Source organism: Parabacteroides sp. AM58-2XD, assembly GCF_003463685.1.
Taxonomy (GTDB): Bacteria; Bacteroidota; Bacteroidia; order Bacteroidales; family Tannerellaceae; genus Parabacteroides; species Parabacteroides segnis.
On sequence record NZ_QSDP01000029.1, the window covers coordinates 13774 to 32062 of the forward strand.

Genomic DNA, 18289 nt, shown 5'->3' on the forward strand with positions numbered 1-18289 from the left:
GTAACAAGAAAGATTATATGGCGTTCGGACAATATTCGCTGGGATTTGTAAACGAAGGCACCTACAAACTGACTGAATCGCAATTGCGCCTGTATTATTATATGACCTGGACGTTCGGCGGGAAGTGGCTGAACTGGTTCCGCTTCTTACAAGGGGATGGTTATGGAGGACAAACGGCACCGACCGACTGGTCGCTATTGCTGGAACAGGGGATGCCCGGCATCCGACCAAACACATGGATTGGGTGAACCGTTGCAATCGCGAGAGCCTGCATATTGGCGATTATTTGGTGCGTTTGAAAACAACCGATGTCCGTTATGTGCCGGGTACCACTAAATATACGGAAGGCAAACCGGGGATGATTTCCGTTCTTAATCCGGAGGCTTCGTTCTTGAAAAAGGCTGAGGGCAGGATCGTGTCGGAGCCGGAGGAAGGTGCCGATTTGTATGTTGGTTTCTTTGATGTCATACCGAAGGAAGAGCAGGGTGACCCGGGCTTCTTCAAGGAAGGCGAAAAGACGTTTTTCATGGTCACCAACGGGTATGCTTCGAAGTTGGAGGAAGAGGCTGCTCCTTTGACACAGCGTGTCCGGTTGGGTATAGACTTAGCTGAAGCCGGTGCCACAAACTGTTATTGGATTAATCCGGAGACAGGTAAAAAAGAATCACTGGAGGCTATAGGCAAAGAAGATGATACGACCTATTTTCAAGTGGATTTGCAGGGAGGAAGCGGAGCTTTATTTATGGTAGAATAAGCAGATTAATAAAAGAAAGGGAAGATGAAAAAAGATTGTTTATTATTGGTTTTGATCGCATTATTTAATTTAACAGGTTGTGAGCAGCCGAAAGCGCCGGAGGCATGCGGACCAGTTCCGACGGAAGCCCAACTTAAATGGCAGGAGCTGGAGCGTTATGCTTTTATTCATTTCAGTATGAATACGTTTACCGATATGGAATGGGGATATGGTGATAAAGATCCCCAATTATTTAATCCGTCGGGACTGGATTGCAGGCAGTGGTGTCGGTTATTTAAGGACGCTGGAATGAAGGGGGTTATTCTGACGGCAAAACATCATGATGGTTTTTGTTTGTGGCCTTCGGCTTATACGGATTATAGTGTGAAACAATCTCCGTGGAGGATGGTAATGGGGATTTAGTGCGTGAACTGGCTGACGCCTGTAAAGAATATGGATTGAAGTTGGGTATTTACCTTTCTCCCTGGGATAGAAATCATAAAGAATATGGAACGGAAGCTTATATCACCTATTTCAGAAATCAACTGAATGAGCTGTTGACGAATTACGGAGATATTTTTGAAGTTTGGTTTGATGGTGCAAATGGCGGTTCCGGTTATTATGGCGGGGCGGATGAAACACGTAGCGTAGATCGTAAGACCTATTATGACTGGCCCGGTACCAATCAATTGGTAAAAAAATTACAGCCGGATGCTGTAATTTTTAGTGATGCAGGTCCTGATGTTCGTTGGTGTGGAAACGAGGCCGGATGGGTAGGTGAGACAAATTGGAGCACGCTTCGAAGAGAAGAAGTCTGGCCGGGATGGCCTCATTATCAGCAATTGCAGAATGGACATGAAGATGGTTCGTACTGGGTACCGGCAGAAGTGAATGTCTCTATTCGTCCGGGGTGGTTCTATCATGAAGATCAGGATGAACAGGTGAAGACTGTCGATCAGTTACTTGATGTGTATTATCATTCGGTCGGTCGTAATGCTACTTGGAATTTGAATATTCTGATCGACAAACGTGGGTTGGTTCACCCGACCGATTCTGCCGTCCTAATGGAAGTTGCAAAGATCTTACAGAATAACTTCAAAGAAAACTTAGCACTACAAGCAGAGGTCAGGGCTTCGAATGTGAGGGGGAAAGATTTTGCTGCTGCTCATTTAATTGATGGAAACAAAGATTCTTATTGGGCAACGGATGACGAGGTGACTTCTGCTTCTGTGGAGTTTGATTTTAAAGTTCCTACCGCGATCAATCAATTCTTGGTGCAGGAATATATTCGCTTGGGACAGCGTGTAAAAGCGTTTACTTTGGAAGCCTTTGTCGGTGATGAATGGCAGGTTGTGGCGACAGGCTCGACAATCGGATATAAGCGAATCTTGCGTTTCCCAACAGTGGAAACACAAAAACTTCGTTTCACGATTAATGATGCAAAGGCTTGCCCCTTATTATCGAACGTCGAAATTTATCGGGGAGAAGAAAGGAATATAAAAACTTCGGAGGAACAGGCTACTCTTCATTCGGGACAGGAAAAATCAGAATGGAAGGTCTTGTCGAAAGGGATTACTCCAAGCGATTATTTATTGGATGGAAATTACCAGACGGTTTATCGCCAGGCTGAACGTTCGATTGTTGTCGATTTGACGAATAAGTTGGGGGTAAAAGGTTTTCAATATTTGCCCAATACCGAAATAGGCTCGGATGGGTTGATATTCGAATATAAGTTTGAAGTATCGGAGGATGGAAAAGAGTGGCAGGTTGTGAAAGAAGGCGAGTTCTCGAATATTCAAAACAACCCTGTTTTGCAGACAGTTTCTTTTGAACTGGTGCAAGCGCGTTATGTAAAACTTTCGGCGAGAAGTGTTGTAAATGACGCTCCTACGATTGAATGTGCAGAATTAGATGTGGTAATTGAATAACTATTCTTATCTTCGAGCACTAATTGTAAATATGTTTGAAATAGAATGAAGAAGTCATTACATGCATTTTTAATGACGGGAATAGTCTGTATAAGTATTTCTTGTTCCCGTCAGTCTGTAAGTGAGCGTGATACGCTTGCCTTGATTCCTGTTCCACAGGAAATGAAAGTAAACTCTGATTCTTTTACGCTTACCCGTAATGCTGCGATTACGCTCGATCAGTCGAATCAGGCATTGGTGGGAATTGCCGAATATTTGAATGAGAAAATTTCACCTGCTACAGGTTTTGAACTTTCGGTAGAAAAGCATGGGAAAATAGAATTCAAGCTGGTGGAGGATGCGTCTTTAGGGGATGAAGGTTATCAGCTGAAAGTGAAACATTCAGATATCCTTATTACAGCCAATAAGCCTGCGGGTATCTTTTATGGTGTACAAACACTGTTACAGATGTTTCCGGCGGAGATTAAAAGCAATACTGTGCAGCCTAAAGATAAGAAATGGACTATTCCTTGTGCTGAAATCACTGACAAACCCCAGTTCCCCTGGCGCGCTGATGCTCGACGTTAGTCGCCACTGGTTTACCAAGGAAGAAGTTTTGAAGTATATTGATGAACTGGCCGAATACAAGATGAATGTCTTCCATTGGCACCTGACGGACGACCAGGGATGGCGCCTGGAAATAAAGTCCTTGCCGAAACTGACGGAAGTTGGTGCCTGGCGTGCTCCCCGTGTGGGCCAATGGTGGCAGCGTGAACGTCAGCAACCGGGAGAGGAAACTACCTACGGCGGTTTCTACACCCAGGAAGATGTGAAAGAAGTGCTGGCCTATGCAGCAAAACGTTATGTACGTGTTATTCCTGAAATAGACGTACCCGGACATAGCGTCGCAGCGTTGGTCGCTTATCCGGAACTGTCCTGTATGAAAGCTCCGGATGCTGTGAATGTCGGAAATAAGTTCTACGGAGAAGATGAAAATACCCTTTGTATCGGAAAGGATTATACATTCGAGTTCATGGATAAGGTACTGACGGAAGTTGCCGCCCTTTTCCCGGATGAATATGTACATATCGGAGGTGATGAATGTTTTAAAGGCTTCTGGCATAAATGTCCTCGTTGCCAGGCCCGCATGAAGGCAGAGAACCTGAAGAATGAAGAAGAACTGCAAAGTTATTTCATCCACCGGATGGGCGATTTGCTGAAGTCGAAAGGAAAGAAACTGGTCGGCTGGGATGAAATCCTGGAAGGCGGTCTGGCTCCCGATGCGAACGTAATGAGCTGGCGTGGTATGGAAGGTGGTATCAAAGCGGCTAAAGCCGGCCATCATGTGATTATGACTCCGACGGAACATTGTTACCTGGATTTATGGCAAGGGGAACCTTCTGTTGAACCGGATACCTATTCTATGTGCCGTCTGAAAGATTCATACAGTTTCAATCCCGTACCGGAAGGCGTTCCGGCCGAAATGGTGCTGGGCGGACAAGGAAACCTGTGGGCTGAATCGCTTCCTACTTTCCGTCATGTCGAATACATGACCTGGCCGCGCGGATGGGCCTTGTCGGAAGTATTATGGAGCGGGCCGGCTAAAACGGATTGGGAGAAATTCTGGCCGCGTGTCGAAAAACATTTTGTCCGTGCCGACCAGGCAGATATAAACTATGCCCGCAGTATGTATAATGCAATTGTGAGCCCGTACTTGCAGGATGGTGTTTTGCAGGTGGAACTAGGTAGTGAGATTGCCGGAACGGATATCTACTATACATTCGATAATACGGACCCGGATAGCCATACTCCGAAATATACCGAGCCGTTGAGCATACCGAAAAATGCAACCTGGTTGCGTATCGTGACCTATCGCGACGGTAAACCGGTTGGCAAAGTAATCACCCTGACAACAAAGGAACTGGCAAAGCGTGCCGAGTCCGACAAAAGAACCGGTCACGGGAATCTGACTGTTGAGTAACAGTCTTTTAACGAGTTGTTTGTAACATATTTGTAACAACTTGGTTTTATCTTTGTAATAAGGTTGAAATATGTGTGAAACAGAAAAGCTGTTTCTTTGCTGCCGGAAACAGTGATGTAACATATTTTTCACCGCAACCAACAAAGTTAGGAATGAAGATAACAAAATTAATGGCGCTTGTCCTGTTGGCGCTGCTTCCCTTTCTCGCGGAAGCTCAGAACACGGAACAAATAGATGCCCGCATCGATTCGCTTGCGGAAGAGACAGCAACACTGGATAAAATAGTGCAGAAACTGAGTAAATTTAAAGTTTCTGCCTATATCCAGGGTCAATTTCAGTACGGACAGGAGGATGCAACCCTGAAAGTCGGCGATAAGAACGAACATGAAGATAAAGGTTTTAACCGTATCGGTATCCGCCGGGGACGACTGAAGTTTGAATATAACGACGGCATCGGAACCGGAGCAGTACAGATTGAGGCCAACGACAAAGGCGTCAGCTTCCGTGACCTTTATATCGGTATCAAAGACCCCTGGACGAAACGCAGCCAGTTGATGGCCGGTGTCTTCAACCGTCCTTTCGGACATGAGATAGGTTACTCTACCAGTGGCCTGGAATCGCCTGAACGTGCAACGATTATCCAGTATTTTTTTCCGGACGAACGTGACCTGGGTGCTATGCTGACGCTGCGTACCAAAAAAGAAAGTCCTCTCGCTTTCCTCCGTCTGGATGCCGGTCTGTTTGCCGGAAACAGTATCAACCGCGAAACCGATAACCGCAAAGACTTTATCGGTCGTCTGGGTGCTGACAAGGAAATCGGCAACTGGGGTAAATGGGGAGCAGGTATTTCTTATTACAACGGAGGCGTCTACAACCCGACTACAACTGCCTATGAGATGGACGGCAAGCGTTTTATCGAAGTTGATAAAGGTGAAACCGGAACGTATATGAAACGTGAATATATCGGTATGGATGCCCGGTTCAGTTTCTTGAGTTCATGGGGAACAACCTCTTTACGTGCCGAAGGTCTTTTAGGCACACAGCCGGGAATTGCCTCCAGCAGCAAAAGTCCGAATACCGGAACACGTCCGGAGAATCTTCCCGAAAATGCCTTGTTCAAACGTCCTTTTATCGGTTATTTCTTCTACCTGGTACAGGACATCGGGACTTCCCCATTCTCTGCCGTACTTAAATATGATGTATACGACCCTAATACGAAACTGAAAGGTAACGAAATAGGTACGGATAACTCATTTACTTCTAAAACAGATTTGGCCCAAAGTACATTAGGCATCGGCGGTTTATACCGTTTCAACAAACATATCCGTGTCCAGGCTTACTACGAATTCAACTTCAATGAAAAGAGCGACTTCGTAAAAGGATATGAAAAAGACCGTAAGGATAATGTGCTGACGGTTCGTTTGCAATACAAATTCTGACAATAAACAGCCGACAGGCATTTTTTGAAAAGGGTGCATGCTTTTCCCGAAGAGCATGCACCCTTTTTGGGTATAGCATGTATCCTTTTTATTCATAGAAATGTAATATCTGTTTCATGTAGTTGAAATACTTGTGTTGTTCCTTTGCATCAGGAAATTAATTCAAATAAGAGTAATGAAAAAGACAATTCTTTTGGCAGCTATGGCAGCCTGTTTGTTTGCAACGAATGTATTTGCACAGAAAATTAAAGGAAGTGATACCTGTTTGCCGGTCAGCCAGACAGAAGCTGAAAACTTTATGAATAAGAATAAAGGAACCAAAGTGACTGTAACAGGCGGTGGTTCCGGTGTCGGCATCTCCGCCCTGATGGAAGGTACGACCGATATCGCCATGTCTTCCCGTAAAATGAAATTCGACGAGAAAGTCCGTTTGCAGGAAGCAAAGAAGAATGCAAAGGAAGTGGTTATTGCCTACGACGCTCTGGCTGTGGTGATTCACCCTTCCAATAAGGTGGATAACCTGACCCGCGAACAACTGGAAGGTATCTTCACCGGAAAAATCAAGAACTGGAAGGAAGTAGGCGGAGCCGATATGAAGATTGTAGCCTATTCACGCGAGACTTCATCCGGTACATACGAGTTCTTCAAGGAAAGCGTATTGAAAAATAAGAACTATATGAACGGTATACTGAGCATGCCTGCAACCGGAGCCATTATCCAGTCGGTCAGCCAGACAAAAGGCGCTATCGGTTACGTTGGGCTGGCCTATGTAAACAAAGATGTCAAGGCGCTGCATGTGTCTTATGATGCCGGCAAAAGTTTCGTTGAACCTTCATTTGCCAATGCGAAAAATAAGACTTATCCGATTGTCCGTCCTTTGTTTTATTACTATGAAGCAAAGAGTGAAGGTAGGGTAAAACCTTTCATCGACTATGTACTCTCTGCTGAAGGCCAGGAGACTGTTAAAAAAGTAGGATATATCCCCGTAAAATAAGATAATAACTCCCGTTTTTCCCACGGATCGATAATATTGCACAAAAGTGTTATACTTGTGCAATATTATTGGTCCTTTTTGCACATCATTTGGTTTATTGTGCTACCTTTGCCTCGCATTTATAAACTATATAAACATTTCATGAAGACATTAACAATCGGAGATTTGAAACCTCGCTTCCCAATCATCCAAGGTGGGATGGGCGTAGGCATTTCTCTATCCGGCTTAGCCTCAGCCGTAGCAAATGAAGGTGGGATTGGCGTTATCTCCGCCGCCGGTCTCGGACTTTTATATAAAAAGCTATCACCCAATTACACAGAAGCAGGCAATCTGGGCCTGGCCGAAGAAATCCGTAAAGCCCGTGAAAAGGCGAAAGGTATCATCGGTGTAAACGTAATGGTGGCTCTTTCCGATTTCGCAGAACTGGTGAAGACGAGTATCGCCGAGAAGGTAGATATCATCTTCAGCGGTGCCGGACTGCCGCTCGACCTGCCGTCGTTCCTCAAGAAAGACAGCGTGACGAAGCTGGTGCCCATCGTATCAAGCGCCCGTGCCGTACGTATCATCTGCGAGAAATGGAAGAACAACTACGACTATCTTCCCGATGCCGTTGTACTGGAAGGCCCTAAGGCCGGCGGTCACCTCGGTTATAAGGAAAACCAGTTGGAAGACGAACATTTCTCACTGGAAGAATTACTTCCGCAGGTTGTGCAGGAAGTATCTGTTTTCGAACAGAAATACAACAAGAGAATCCCGGTAATTGCAGCAGGAGGCATTTATACGGGTGAAGATATCAAACGCGTGATGGACCTTGGAGCATCGGGCGTTCAATTAGGAACCCGTTTCGTCACTACTACCGAGTGCGACGCCAGCGATGCTTTCAAAGAAAGCTATATCAAGGCGGAAGAAAAGGACATCGAGATTATCAAGAGTCCTGTCGGAATGCCGGGGCGTGCCATCCATTGCAACTTCCTCGAGAAGGTGAAGGCCGGCATCAAGCAACCGAAAGCGTGCCCGTTCAACTGCATCAAGACGTGTGATATTTCGAAGAGTCCATACTGCATCGTTACGGCGCTGTATAATGCTTTCAAAGGAAACTTTGAAAACGGATATGCCTTTGCCGGAAGCAATGCCTGGAGGACCAGCCGTATCATGTCGGTGAAGGAGACAATCAACGAACTCATTAGTGAGTGGAAAGCAAAAGAATAAATTTTGTCTACTTATATGAATACAAAAAGCCCCGGTAAGCATGATGCCTATCGGGGCTTTCTTTGTTATCTTTGATGTTTATTGTTCATCCAGCCATTTGCTCAGTTCATCCCGGTTCTGGCGGCAGCCTTAACGCCTGCGTTGGCAGCTTTGCCGAAATAGTCGAGCGCCTGCTGATACTCTTTCTTCTTGGCGTAAGCTACACCGAGGTTGTTCCATGCTTCCGGTGTATTGATTTTTTGCAGACGGGCGATACCTGCATCGTCAGCTCCACGTTCTATCTCGAGGGCGGCTGTGTTCTGCTGTGCCACCGGGTCGGTCGGGTAGAGGCGTACGGCGATGTCGAATACTTCCTTGAATTCAGGGCTGTCTTTCGGATAGGTGTTGGCTACCACGAACATCTCGTTCAGGCTCAGGTACTGCGGTTTCGTTTTGATCACCTGTTTGGCTTCGTTCACGTCGAACGGACGGGCGATGTAAGCCAGCGTATAGTCTATACGGCGCAGGGCAGGATAATAATCATCCAGTAACATACGGTAGGTCTTGCCGCCGTTCAGTGCTTTCAGTTGCGCTTTGCGTTTATTGATATCGGACACTTCCAATACTTTAAGGATTTCATCGCGGTTGGACAGGTTGGATGCCTTGACCGCGTTGCGCAGGCCGATCCAGTCTTCACCTTCCCAGTTCACCTTCATCAGGGATGCCGGCATGTCTTCCTTATCCTTCATATAAGCGGCGAATGCTTTGGCGCGGCTTTCCGACAGTTTCATATTATAATCGTAGCCACCTTCCGGTGAAGCATATCCGGTGATATTGAATTCCGTAAACTTCAGGTTCTTGTCGTTGCGTACTTCGCTAACGATCTTGCTTACCTCTTTCAGTTCGGCGGCGTTGTTTTTGAAGTCATGCAGCAGGACAGACTTACCCACTTCGAAGTTGAGGTAGGCCGAGTGCGTTTCGCTACGTTGTTTTACCGGCTCTGCGGGAGGTGTCACATAACTTAGCTCGTAGGTCGGTGCGACAACCGGCGGCAGGATACGGGATGACAGCGGAGTGATATTGCTTGCCACGTCGCATGAAGCGCATCCGGTCGTATTGGCCTGCATGACCAGTGAGGCGTTACGCATCCAGCTTTCGTACGGTACGGTCAGCGTCATCGGGATAGATTCCGCCTCGTTCTTTTTGTGGCGGAAGATGACTGTCGGAGTCTGTTCGAACGGTTCTGCGCCGAAGCCCATCTCACGGTCGAGTGCTTTCATACGTTTCTTTCCGGTAATCACGAACGGGTCGAATTTGATAGTGTGCGCCTTGTCCGCCGATTGGAGAACCGGGGTTATGATGACCATGTTCTGCGATTTCAGTTGCATGTTGTTGAGGTTGGCTGTTGTAGACAGGCTCACCTGGCTTCCCTCTTTTTTAACTTGCAGGTCGCTGTATGCTATGCCGTCGGGACTGACAACCTGCGCCTGTATGCTCCCATAGGCGGAGCATAATAAAACGGTTGCTATATAGAATAACTTCTTCATTTTGTTTGTTCGTTTTTAGTGGATAAAATAGATAAATGAGATGGAGGCTTTTGTTACACCCCAATAGTTGTGGTTGCCGGTGCGTAGTTTGGGCATGTCTTTGCCTTTGGCGTATTCGTCGTAGTGCATACGGGCATAACCGGCACCTATCTCGCCTTCAATACCCCAGCGTTTGCTCAGAATCCATTGATGTCCGATACTGATACCGCCGCCATACATATAACCGTCGTAGCGATGGTCGCGCAGTTTCTTGAACATGTCGAACGGCAGTTTGAAGCCGGCCACGTCGTACTGTCCGCCCAAGGCGTGTACACCGATAAATGTACCGTTGAACTTCTCACAGGTCCAGAAGCGTACGCCTGCATGGGCCAGCCAGTGTTTGGCTTGTTTGTCGTTGTCGAACTCGAATGGGTTATAACCCGCAGAAAGGTCCATTGTAACCTTTTTCCCTAATCCCACTTCCAGACCGAGGTTTGGAGTGGCAGTGGCATCATAGACGATATTATTCTTTAATGCTACATGCTGTGCACTTGCATAGAGGGATAATAATAACGTTGCCCCTATTAAAAAGAATTTCTTCATGTGATATTCAATATTAGTTATACTCTTCCTTCTTAACAGGACGGTTCCGGCGATTGTTTGGTTTGTTTGATAAAAAGGGTGAAAGGTTATGATTAATTATCAAGAAAAACGATGGTTTTTGTATTTGTTATGTTAATACGGTATGAACCGGATTATTCCCGTGGCTTTTGAATATCGCTCAGCTCTACCAGCTTATTGACAATGGCATATACAGTCAATGCACTTGCACTATGTACCTGCAATTTGCGGGCGATATTTCTCCGGTGTGTAATGACTGTATGGGTGGAAAGGAAGAGACGGTCGGCTATTTCGCGGTTGGTCATTCCTTTGACGACACAGACAACGATTTCCTTTTCGCGGGTACTCAATGTTTGTTGTTCATCGCCATCCCCTTCGCCGTCTTTGCCTTTGGTATGCAGGCGCTCCAGTTTGAGCTTCATTTCGTCTGCACTGTCGAATATGCTGATTTGGTCGTCATAATACCGGATAACGGCATGTTCGGCTACGGAATAGAGCAGGGCCAGGCATTTCATATCCGGGCAACCGGTCATCTCCTTCAGGTGAGGGATAGTGAAATAACCCGGGATGGAAGGGTTGATGATGAGGACGTCCGGCTGGTGTGTCCGGAGGTCCTCCGTAAGCGATTCGATCGTCGCTATTTCTGATACCTGGATACGCAGGCCGGGGAGACGTTTCAACATGGTCTCCAGCCCGTAGCGGACAATGGCGGAAGGCTCAGCAATAACGATTTTCAGATTGGTGCTCATGGGGCATCATTTTATTGTTTTTTCTAAAGCAAGTATAGCAGGCATGAAAAGGTAGTCTTCCACATGGTTGTGGGAGGCAAGGTCCTGTTCCGTTGCGAAGATGTCGAACAGCACGCTGTTCAGCAGGTTGCTTCCGGGGCCCGGATAATATTTGATGAGGATATTCTTCAGTTCGATAATCTTCATCTCTATCTGGTCGTGCCGTTTGCGGAAGATTGAAATATTGTATTTCGGGTCTTTCTTCCCTTCCAGCAAGCCGCGGACATACGGGAAAACGACTTTTTCTTCGTATGACATGTGTTTATTGACTTCCTCTGCATATTCGTCGAAGAAGCGCTGGATGACGAATGCTACGTCCTGTGGGCATTCAGCGATGGCTTCCAGAAGTTTTCTTCTCAGATGCGGCAGACGGAAATTCAGGAAATAATCGTGTGCGTTATGCAGATAGGTAATTAATGCATCAATGGAGAGGCAATTGCTTACGTTGGTGACGGGAGCGGAAATCTCTTCCGTCAGGAAATTGACGACTGTCAGGAAAGTACAGGCGTCTACTCCGTTCTGGCGGCATACTTCTCCGATATTCTTTTCTCCGAATCCCAAGGCAATACCAAAGCGGCTCATCACAAGAACCATCGGATAGTTCTCGCAGATAAGGTCGCTCATTTTGTCGGTTTCCCGGTATTTCCCATTTTTATACATAGGCTGTTTCTTTCTTGTTTTGGTGTTATTAATTCACCAAAGGTACTCCTTTTTCTTTTAATGACTTTGAACGTTATTAATCTTTCACGTTTGTTGAGGACGTTTGCTTTCCATAAGGAACCGTTGGTTCGTTCAGATATTGCGGGTCTTGATTACGTAAGGTATAGGCCAGACGCTCCGGATTACGGCGGTTATCCTATAAAACGAGAACGGTAATTAGTTCATCGCTGTAATGGTAAAAGAGGGAATATTCCGGAGCAGCAATAATATATCGTAAGTGAGGATATTCCGTAGCTTTTCCTGATAAAGGAAAGGATACAGCCTGCTTTATTGTTTCTCTAAACTTGTTTAATAAATAATTGCTGTACCGGTTATTACCATTGCGTTCGTCATAAAAGTCTGCAATTTCTTCTATTTCTTGCAAGACCTCTTCATCCCATATTATTGTTCTGGTGCTAACCATTTGGCAAATCTTTTTTTCATTTCTTCGTCAGAAACTCCTTTTCCTGCTTTCATTCGTTCCAAAGCACGGTCTATCTTTCCTTTTAATTCCGAAGAAAAGTATAAGATATCGTTTTTTTGCTCCTTTTGGTCGAGTAACTGTTCGATTTCATTAATAAGATGTTCGTCGAATACAGTTTCCAAGCGTTGGAGAAGTTTTTGTTTGCGTTCAATTAATGTCATATCGCTCTTGTTTATTGGTTTTACTACAAATGTAAGAATATAATCGGTTATAGTGGCGGATACTCCGGTTCGTCTACGGCAACGACGGCCAGGCATTCGATTTCGACCAACCAGCCGGAACGGCATACCGGGGCACGGACAATCAGGTAAGGCATATTCGGATGATTCGCTTTCATGTATTGTTCAATGCGGGCGAAATCACCGGTGTCACGGATATAGACGATAGCTTGCATGATGTCGTTCAGGTCGGCTCCGGCTTCATTCAGCAAGGCGGTGATGTTTTCAATCATACGTTCCGATTGCTTGATGACATCTCCCGGATGTACGATCTCACCATACCGGTCGATGCTGGCGGTACCTGAAACGAATACATGGCGGCGGTCGCCATATGTGATGGCTGTTCCCCTTTCAAAAGTCACGCCATATTCATACGTCCGGCTCAGGTGGTCGGGGGCATAGAGATATTGAATCTGTTCCTGTCCGATGCCCGATACGGCATACGTGTCCATTGTCACGAAAACATTGGTATCCTGATAGCGTCCCTCAATGCCGGTACTGGCAATAAAATGAGTGTTTTCCGTCAGGTTCTGTGTAGCAAATACATCTTTGCGGGCTTTGACGACTCCCGGATAATTCACGTCTACGTTCTGAACAAATATCCAGGTGCGGATACAGTTGTTTGCCAACGTGCAGTTGGCGGCCGTCAGCTGCATGATATAATCGCGGAAGATGAGTCGTGTCTGATACTCCGAATTGGCAGCACGGTTGCACAGGTTAGCCCCGAATAGTTGGCGGTAGTTGCCATGACGTGCTTCAAACAGGTTACTGGGAAGAACCTGCGTCTGTACTCCGGTCTGAAGCCACGCCCAAAGAGCTATTTTAGTACCGTTCATCGGTGCCTGTTGTACGATGGACAAAGCGCAATACGGGTTACTGCGGTCCTGTTCCATCAGCGATGCTGTCTGGTTGGTGACATCGCTCAGGAAGTAGCGGCGGAATACGGCTGTCGGGTTTCCGGGAAGTTCTTCTACACATTGCGTATAGGCTTGCAGAAGATTCTGTAGTTGGGTAGGGTAATCTTCCAGGCAATCCGTTTGCTGGAAGAGAAGATGATATTCTGTAATACCCTTTTTAGTCTCGAATGAGGTGATTTGCACCTCTGTCTTATCGTATTGTTTGGAAATTAGATTCATGGTATCCTGATATGTTTTGTTTCTTTTCCCAAAGATACAGCATATCAGTATGAACCCAAATTTTGGAGTGTGAAAAGAAAACAAAAGCTGTAAGAAAAATATATCAGGCTTTTTTTATGTCGTTCAATTCAATCAGTTTATTTACAATTGCATATACGGTTAAACCGCTGGCACTATGTACTTGCAGTTTGCGGGCTATATTGCGGCGGTGTGTGATTACCGTATGGGTAGATAGATAGAGGCGGTCAGCTATTTCGCGATTAGTCATTCCTTTCACAACACATATAACAATCTCCTTTTCACGCGAACTGAGTGTCTGCTGTTCCTCTTCTCCCGTATCCGGGCAGGCTTCCTCTGCGTTTAGCCGTTCCAGTTTATGCTTTAACTCATCCGGGCTGTCGTAGATGTTAATCTGGTCATCGTACGACCGGAGCTGGGTATGGTCGGTAGCCATATACGTAAGGGCCAGGCATTTCATTTCGGGACATCCGCATTCCTCCTTTAAACATTGTATGCCGGAATAACCGGGTAATGCCGGGTTAATCATCAAGACCTCCGGGCGATGCATGCGGAGACTTTCTATGAGACATTCGGCGGTCGCTATTTCTGTGAGCTGGATGCGAAGTCCGGGCAGTCGTTTCAGTAAAGTAACCAGTCCGCAACGGATAATGGCAGACGGTTCGGCAATAGCTATTTTGATGTTAGGACTCATAAAGCAGTAGTCATTTTATTGTTTTTTCAATTGCCAGTACGGCGGGGACGAAGAGGTAATCTTCTACCCGGTTATGAGAAGCCAAATCCTGTTCGGTGGCAAAGATGTCGAACAGGACACTGTTCAGCAGGTAATTGTCAGGCCCGGGATAGTATTTGAGCAGGATATTTTTAAGCTCTACGATTTTCATCTCTATCTGGTCGTGCCGTTTGCGAAAAATACTGATATTGTATTTGGAGTCCTTCACACCGTCCTGTAGATTGCGAACATAAGGAAAGACAATCTTTTCTTCGTACGACATGTGCTTATGTACTTCATAAACATAATCGTCGAAGAATTTGGTGATGGCGAAGGCAATATCACCCGGGCAACCGGTAATCGCTTCCGTCAGTTTGCGGCGGATATGCGGGAGGCGGAAGTTCAGGAAATAATCGTGCGCATTGTGCAGATAGGTAATCAGTGAACCGACAGAGAGGCAGTTGTCGATGCCGTTTATCACAGTGGGAGTTTCTTCCGTCAGGAAATTGACAACGGTCAGGAAGGTACAGCTGTCCACTTCATTTTGCCGGCATACGTCGCCGATGTTTTTCTCTCCGAATCCCAAGTCGATGCCGAAGCGGCTCATTACGAGAACCATTGGGTAGTTCTCGCAAATCAGGTCGCTCATTTTATCTGTCTCTGTGTATTTTCCTTGTTTATACATAGTTGTTATTTTTAGGATGTTATGTTTATAGACAGGGGTATTGCGGAAGGTCGGCCGGTATAACAGCCACGCATTCCGTTTCAATCAGCCATCCCGGACGGCATACCGGTGCCAGTACGATAAGGTGCGGCAATTCCGGATAATGGGTACTGATATATTTCTGTACATTCTCATAGTCTGCCGGGTCGCGCAGGTAAACGATGGCCTGCATGATGTCGCCGATGGAAGCCCCGGCCTCTTCCAGTAGGGCGCTGATGTTTTCCATCATTCGACCGGTTTGTTTCAATATGTCGCCGGGATAGACAATCTCGCCTTTATTGTCGATACTGGCTGTACCGGACAGGAAAATATGCTTCCGGTCGCCGTAGGAGACGGCGGTACCCCGTTCAAAAGTCACCCCGTATTCATAAGTCGGGTTGAGATGGGTAGGGGCATACAGGAACTGTATCTGTTCCGGTTGCAGGCCGTTGACCGTGTAGGCATCCATTTGTACCAATACATCCGGATCGGCATGGCGTCCTTCTATACCGGTGCTGGATATATAATGTGTCTTTTCCGTCAGGTTCTGCGTGATGAAAACTTCCTTGCGGGCTTTTACTACGCCGGCATAATTGACGTCTACATTCTGTACGAAGAACCAGGTCCGTATACAATCGGCAGCCAGGGTACAATGTTGTTCGGTCAGTTGCATCACATAGTCGTTGAGCAGCAACCGGGTCTGGTATTCGGAAGTCGCTGCCTTGTTGTGTGCACCTCCGTTCCATAGGTGGCGATACCCGTTGTGGGATGCTTCAAACATTCCTGAGTTGCAGGTTTCTGTCGTCATCCCGGTTTGCAGCCAAGCCCATAAGGCTATTTTTGTGCCGTTGAGGGGTGCCTGTTGCACGATGGATAAGGCGCAGAACGGGTTTTCACATTCCCGTTCCATCAATATATCCGCCTGGTTGGCCGCATCGCTCAGAAAGTAGCGACGGAAAACGGCTACGGCATTACCAGCCTCTTTTTTAGTCACTGCGCCGTATGCTCTTTGCAAAGAATCCAACTGTTCCCCGAAAGAAAGTGAAGGGTCGGTAACGGAAAACATAATATGATATTCCGTTACCCCTCCCTTGCCTTCAAAAGAACAAATTTGAGCGTATATGGTGTTTTGTTCGTATGTTTTTGTTGTGAATGTCATTGTCTGTTTTGTTATTCCTCATTAATTGTTTGGAGCTCCTTCTTGTATCCATGTTTTTATAAGCGCAAGAATTTCTTGCTTACCTGTACTGTTGAACATATCTTTATGGATAGGATTTTCTTCCAGTATCTCGAGTATAAAACTATTATGAGGATCACCGGGCGTTACATAGTTCATTCCTTCTTCCGATACAGGAGCTTTAACGTTGACTAATGATTTATAAGCTATATTTTCCCTTAAATCGAGGTTTCCGGCTAATCCCGAACTACTTTCTCCGTGACAGGAAAGACAGTTTGTTTTAAAGACTTGAGACTGGATACGTTTGAAGCTTGCCAATTCTAACTCTCCAAAATTAATTTCAATATTCTCTCCGTTGTTTTCAACTGGCTGGTTACAGTATGAATAGATCACTTTCTTCCCATTGCTGATAATGGCAATATTTATGCTTTTTGTATCAGGACTCAGGTTGTTCAGTTTGACTGTCCGTTCTCTCCCGTCGATTGTCGGTTTGGAGATGCGTTTTGTCAATAAGGGTATTTGCGTGTCTGTTCCAAAGGCTGCAAGAGATAAGTAGTTCTCTTTCGGCCAGGCATCAATACCCTTGAGGGTTACTGTTACGGAAGCGGTTCGTCCCGAGTCGATCGTTTCGTCCGGATAAATTGTTCCTTCATCGCATCCGCAAAGCATTAGAAGAAAGGAGCAAACGAGCCCTGTATATTTATTCTTCATAATACATAAGTTTATTAGAACGTAAACTGTAACATTGCTGTTGCCGAATGGCGTGCGATACCGATACCGTCTTCGTCGCGGTCACCTTGGGTGGCGTGTCCGGTACGTCCCATATACTGGTACATGACCTGCAATTTCAGGTTATTGTTGAAAAAGTAATAGTTCATTCCTACTGCCGGCATATTTAACAAACCACCGTCATCTGTAGCATTGCGGTCGAATATGTCATATCTCAATGCCCCCTGTAGTTTTGGTGTAATAAAGTAACCGGCCTGTGCATAAGCTCCCCAGAAATTTTTATCAGGTTTCTGCATGATTTTAGTAAAATGCATATTCATGAAGTAACCTTCCGCAGCAAAATACCAGCGGTTTTTGATCCAGGTAAATTCCAGTCCTACACGGGCATCGCTGGCGGAAAGAAATTCGGCTTCAGCGTTGTAAGAGGCAGAAACTGCGATAGACATTTTATCATCATTCAGATTTTCCGGTGAACCTTGGGAGTTCGGCATCTCTCCTTTCGGCATAAAGGCAAGACGGCCGGAGTAGAGTAGGGATGGTAACCATTCATGATCATCGCAGTTTGTCTTTGTCGCTGTATTGACATCGATGCCGGTGCCATTGAATATACCTACCTGATATTCCCATTTTTGATTAACTAATCCATGTACCATGACACCCAGGTCAAAACCGGTCGACATGCTCGGTATCACATAATTGAGGTCATAAGGAAGTAAGATGGATTGAGTGGCCGAATAAGGTAATACGGGAAACAACGTTTCTCCCAATGTGCTTAGATAAGCGTGCATAAATGGTGTTTTGAATTTACCGGCGCGGATACGGAAAGATTCTTTTATAGCAATGTCGAACCATGCCTGCTGCAATAATGCACCACCGCTTTTAGCTGGATTCAATGATAAGTTGAAAGTAACTTTGTTGAATGCCTTCCCTGTGAAACCGAGGATGGCATTAGGTATGGCAAAACCAGAATTCGCCACATTTTTAGCATAATGGCTTTCCAGTCCCTGGTCGTCATACCGGTTATAGGTTGTACTAGCCTGTACAAGGGCATAAGGCTTGAACAGGAAATCACCTGCTTTCGTGGAAAAAGAGAACCCTTTCTTACCTGCCAAAGAGACCACATCGTTTTCTACGTATTTGTCGTCAAATTCTTTTTTAGTAGTATCTTGTGCTTGTATCTGAATTGTTGCAGATAATAATGCTGCTGTCAATGCGATATATAATTTTTTCATTTCA

At 45.8% G+C, this 18289-nt stretch carries 18 protein-coding genes and 2 pseudogenes; 8 read left to right on the plus strand and 12 right to left on the minus strand.

What is annotated here, in order from left to right; translation table 11 throughout:
- Positions 1 to 17: 17 nt before the first annotated feature.
- The 8 genes and pseudogenes from DXA15_RS26175 to DXA15_RS09155 all read left to right on the plus strand — a co-directional run bounded on the left by DXA15_RS26175 (position 18) and on the right by DXA15_RS09155 (position 8263).
- Complete coding sequence (locus tag DXA15_RS26175) at positions 18 to 248, plus strand: hypothetical protein (protein WP_233567047.1); 231 nt, start codon at positions 18 to 20, stop codon at positions 246 to 248.
- Positions 245 to 754, plus strand: coding sequence for a hypothetical protein (locus DXA15_RS26180; protein ID WP_233567049.1), 510 nt, complete (start codon positions 245 to 247; stop codon positions 752 to 754). The genes DXA15_RS26175 and DXA15_RS26180 overlap by 4 nt, the downstream gene beginning before the upstream one ends.
- A 24-nt stretch (positions 755 to 778) precedes the next feature.
- Positions 779 to 1156: an alpha-L-fucosidase gene (locus DXA15_RS27930; RefSeq protein WP_369683051.1), complete on the plus strand. Its 378-nt coding sequence runs from the start codon at positions 779 to 781 to the stop codon at positions 1154 to 1156.
- Entirely contained in the window at positions 1132 to 2661 is a 1530-nt protein-coding gene (locus DXA15_RS09135; protein WP_369683052.1) for a discoidin domain-containing protein, read from the plus strand. Before DXA15_RS27930 ends, DXA15_RS09135 begins: the two co-directional genes overlap by 25 nt.
- A 45-nt stretch (positions 2662 to 2706) precedes the next feature.
- Positions 2707 to 4621 (plus strand): annotated as a pseudogene (locus tag DXA15_RS09140) (beta-N-acetylhexosaminidase).
- A gap of 152 nt (positions 4622 to 4773) precedes the next feature.
- Complete coding sequence (locus DXA15_RS09145; protein WP_128133836.1) at positions 4774 to 6060, plus strand: hypothetical protein; 1287 nt, start codon at positions 4774 to 4776, stop codon at positions 6058 to 6060.
- A gap of 175 nt (positions 6061 to 6235) precedes the next feature.
- Entirely contained in the window at positions 6236 to 7054 is an 819-nt protein-coding gene (locus DXA15_RS09150; protein WP_128133837.1) for a phosphate ABC transporter substrate-binding protein, read from the plus strand.
- A 141-nt stretch (positions 7055 to 7195) separates the two neighbouring features.
- Positions 7196 to 8263, plus strand: a complete 1068-nt coding sequence (locus tag DXA15_RS09155) for a nitronate monooxygenase family protein (protein WP_128133838.1) — start codon at positions 7196 to 7198, stop codon at positions 8261 to 8263.
- A 78-nt stretch (positions 8264 to 8341) separates the two neighbouring features.
- Here the strand turns inward: DXA15_RS09155 and DXA15_RS09160 are convergent.
- The 12 genes and pseudogenes from DXA15_RS09160 to DXA15_RS09215 all read right to left on the minus strand — a co-directional run bounded on the left by DXA15_RS09160 (position 8342) and on the right by DXA15_RS09215 (position 18285).
- Positions 8342 to 9789: pseudogene (locus DXA15_RS09160) on the minus strand (DUF3868 domain-containing protein).
- A gap of 15 nt (positions 9790 to 9804) precedes the next feature.
- Positions 9805 to 10371: a DUF3575 domain-containing protein gene (locus DXA15_RS09165; RefSeq protein ID WP_128133840.1), complete on the minus strand. Its 567-nt coding sequence runs from the start codon at positions 10369 to 10371 to the stop codon at positions 9805 to 9807.
- A 152-nt stretch (positions 10372 to 10523) separates the two neighbouring features.
- Positions 10524 to 11138 carry a response regulator transcription factor gene (locus DXA15_RS09170; protein WP_128133841.1) on the minus strand — a complete coding sequence of 205 codons (615 nt, stop codon included), beginning with the start codon at positions 11136 to 11138 and terminating at the stop codon, positions 10524 to 10526.
- A gap of 6 nt (positions 11139 to 11144) precedes the next feature.
- On the minus strand, positions 11145 to 11837 hold the full coding sequence (locus DXA15_RS09175; protein WP_128133842.1) for a hemerythrin domain-containing protein: 693 nt from the start codon (positions 11835 to 11837) through the stop codon (positions 11145 to 11147).
- A gap of 196 nt (positions 11838 to 12033) precedes the next feature.
- Entirely contained in the window at positions 12034 to 12300 is a 267-nt protein-coding gene (locus DXA15_RS09180; RefSeq protein ID WP_233567055.1) for a type II toxin-antitoxin system RelE/ParE family toxin, read from the minus strand.
- Entirely contained in the window at positions 12279 to 12521 is a 243-nt protein-coding gene (locus DXA15_RS09185) for a hypothetical protein (RefSeq protein WP_128133843.1), read from the minus strand. The genes DXA15_RS09180 and DXA15_RS09185 overlap by 22 nt, the downstream gene beginning before the upstream one ends.
- Before the next feature lie 47 nt (positions 12522 to 12568).
- Positions 12569 to 13714 carry a Rid family hydrolase gene (locus DXA15_RS09190; protein ID WP_122328813.1) on the minus strand — a complete coding sequence of 382 codons (1146 nt, stop codon included), beginning with the start codon at positions 13712 to 13714 and terminating at the stop codon, positions 12569 to 12571.
- Positions 13715 to 13817: 103 nt separating this feature from the next.
- Entirely contained in the window at positions 13818 to 14426 is a 609-nt protein-coding gene (locus DXA15_RS09195; RefSeq protein ID WP_128133844.1) for a response regulator transcription factor, read from the minus strand.
- A gap of 10 nt (positions 14427 to 14436) precedes the next feature.
- Positions 14437 to 15129, minus strand: a complete 693-nt coding sequence (locus DXA15_RS09200) for a hemerythrin domain-containing protein (RefSeq protein ID WP_128133845.1) — start codon at positions 15127 to 15129, stop codon at positions 14437 to 14439.
- Positions 15130 to 15154: 25 nt separating this feature from the next.
- Positions 15155 to 16306 (minus strand): Rid family hydrolase, encoded by a 1152-nt coding sequence (locus tag DXA15_RS09205; protein WP_128133846.1) that lies wholly within the window; start codon positions 16304 to 16306, stop codon positions 15155 to 15157.
- 21 nt (positions 16307 to 16327) lie between these two features.
- Positions 16328 to 17035: a hypothetical protein gene (locus DXA15_RS09210; protein ID WP_128133847.1), complete on the minus strand. Its 708-nt coding sequence runs from the start codon at positions 17033 to 17035 to the stop codon at positions 16328 to 16330.
- 14 nt (positions 17036 to 17049) lie between these two features.
- A complete protein-coding gene (locus DXA15_RS09215; protein ID WP_128133848.1) occupies positions 17050 to 18285 on the minus strand; it encodes a porin in 1236 nt (411 codons plus the stop codon).
- Positions 18286 to 18289: the final 4 nt, after the last annotated feature.

Coding starts and splice junctions, on each gene's coding strand:
- DXA15_RS26175 (WP_233567047.1), top strand. CDS start 18: ATGGCGTTCGGACAATATTCGCTGGGATTTGTAAACGAAGGCACCTAC.
- DXA15_RS27930 (WP_369683051.1), top strand. CDS start 779: ATGAAAAAAGATTGTTTATTATTGGTTTTGATCGCATTATTTAATTTA.
- DXA15_RS09145 (WP_128133836.1), top strand. CDS start 4,774: ATGAAGATAACAAAATTAATGGCGCTTGTCCTGTTGGCGCTGCTTCCC.
- DXA15_RS09150 (WP_128133837.1), top strand. CDS start 6,236: ATGAAAAAGACAATTCTTTTGGCAGCTATGGCAGCCTGTTTGTTTGCA.
- DXA15_RS09155 (WP_128133838.1), top strand. CDS start 7,196: ATGAAGACATTAACAATCGGAGATTTGAAACCTCGCTTCCCAATCATC.
- DXA15_RS09165 (WP_128133840.1), bottom strand. CDS start 10,371: ATGAAGAAATTCTTTTTAATAGGGGCAACGTTATTATTATCCCTCTAT.
- DXA15_RS09170 (WP_128133841.1), bottom strand. CDS start 11,138: ATGAGCACCAATCTGAAAATCGTTATTGCTGAGCCTTCCGCCATTGTC.
- DXA15_RS09175 (WP_128133842.1), bottom strand. CDS start 11,837: ATGTATAAAAATGGGAAATACCGGGAAACCGACAAAATGAGCGACCTT.
- DXA15_RS09180 (WP_233567055.1), bottom strand. CDS start 12,300: ATGGTTAGCACCAGAACAATAATATGGGATGAAGAGGTCTTGCAAGAA.
- DXA15_RS09185 (WP_128133843.1), bottom strand. CDS start 12,521: ATGACATTAATTGAACGCAAACAAAAACTTCTCCAACGCTTGGAAACT.
- DXA15_RS09190 (WP_122328813.1), bottom strand. CDS start 13,714: ATGAATCTAATTTCCAAACAATACGATAAGACAGAGGTGCAAATCACC.
- DXA15_RS09195 (WP_128133844.1), bottom strand. CDS start 14,426: ATGAGTCCTAACATCAAAATAGCTATTGCCGAACCGTCTGCCATTATC.
- DXA15_RS09200 (WP_128133845.1), bottom strand. CDS start 15,129: ATGTATAAACAAGGAAAATACACAGAGACAGATAAAATGAGCGACCTG.
- DXA15_RS09205 (WP_128133846.1), bottom strand. CDS start 16,306: ATGACATTCACAACAAAAACATACGAACAAAACACCATATACGCTCAA.
- DXA15_RS09210 (WP_128133847.1), bottom strand. CDS start 17,035: ATGAAGAATAAATATACAGGGCTCGTTTGCTCCTTTCTTCTAATGCTT.
- DXA15_RS09215 (WP_128133848.1), bottom strand. CDS start 18,285: ATGAAAAAATTATATATCGCATTGACAGCAGCATTATTATCTGCAACA.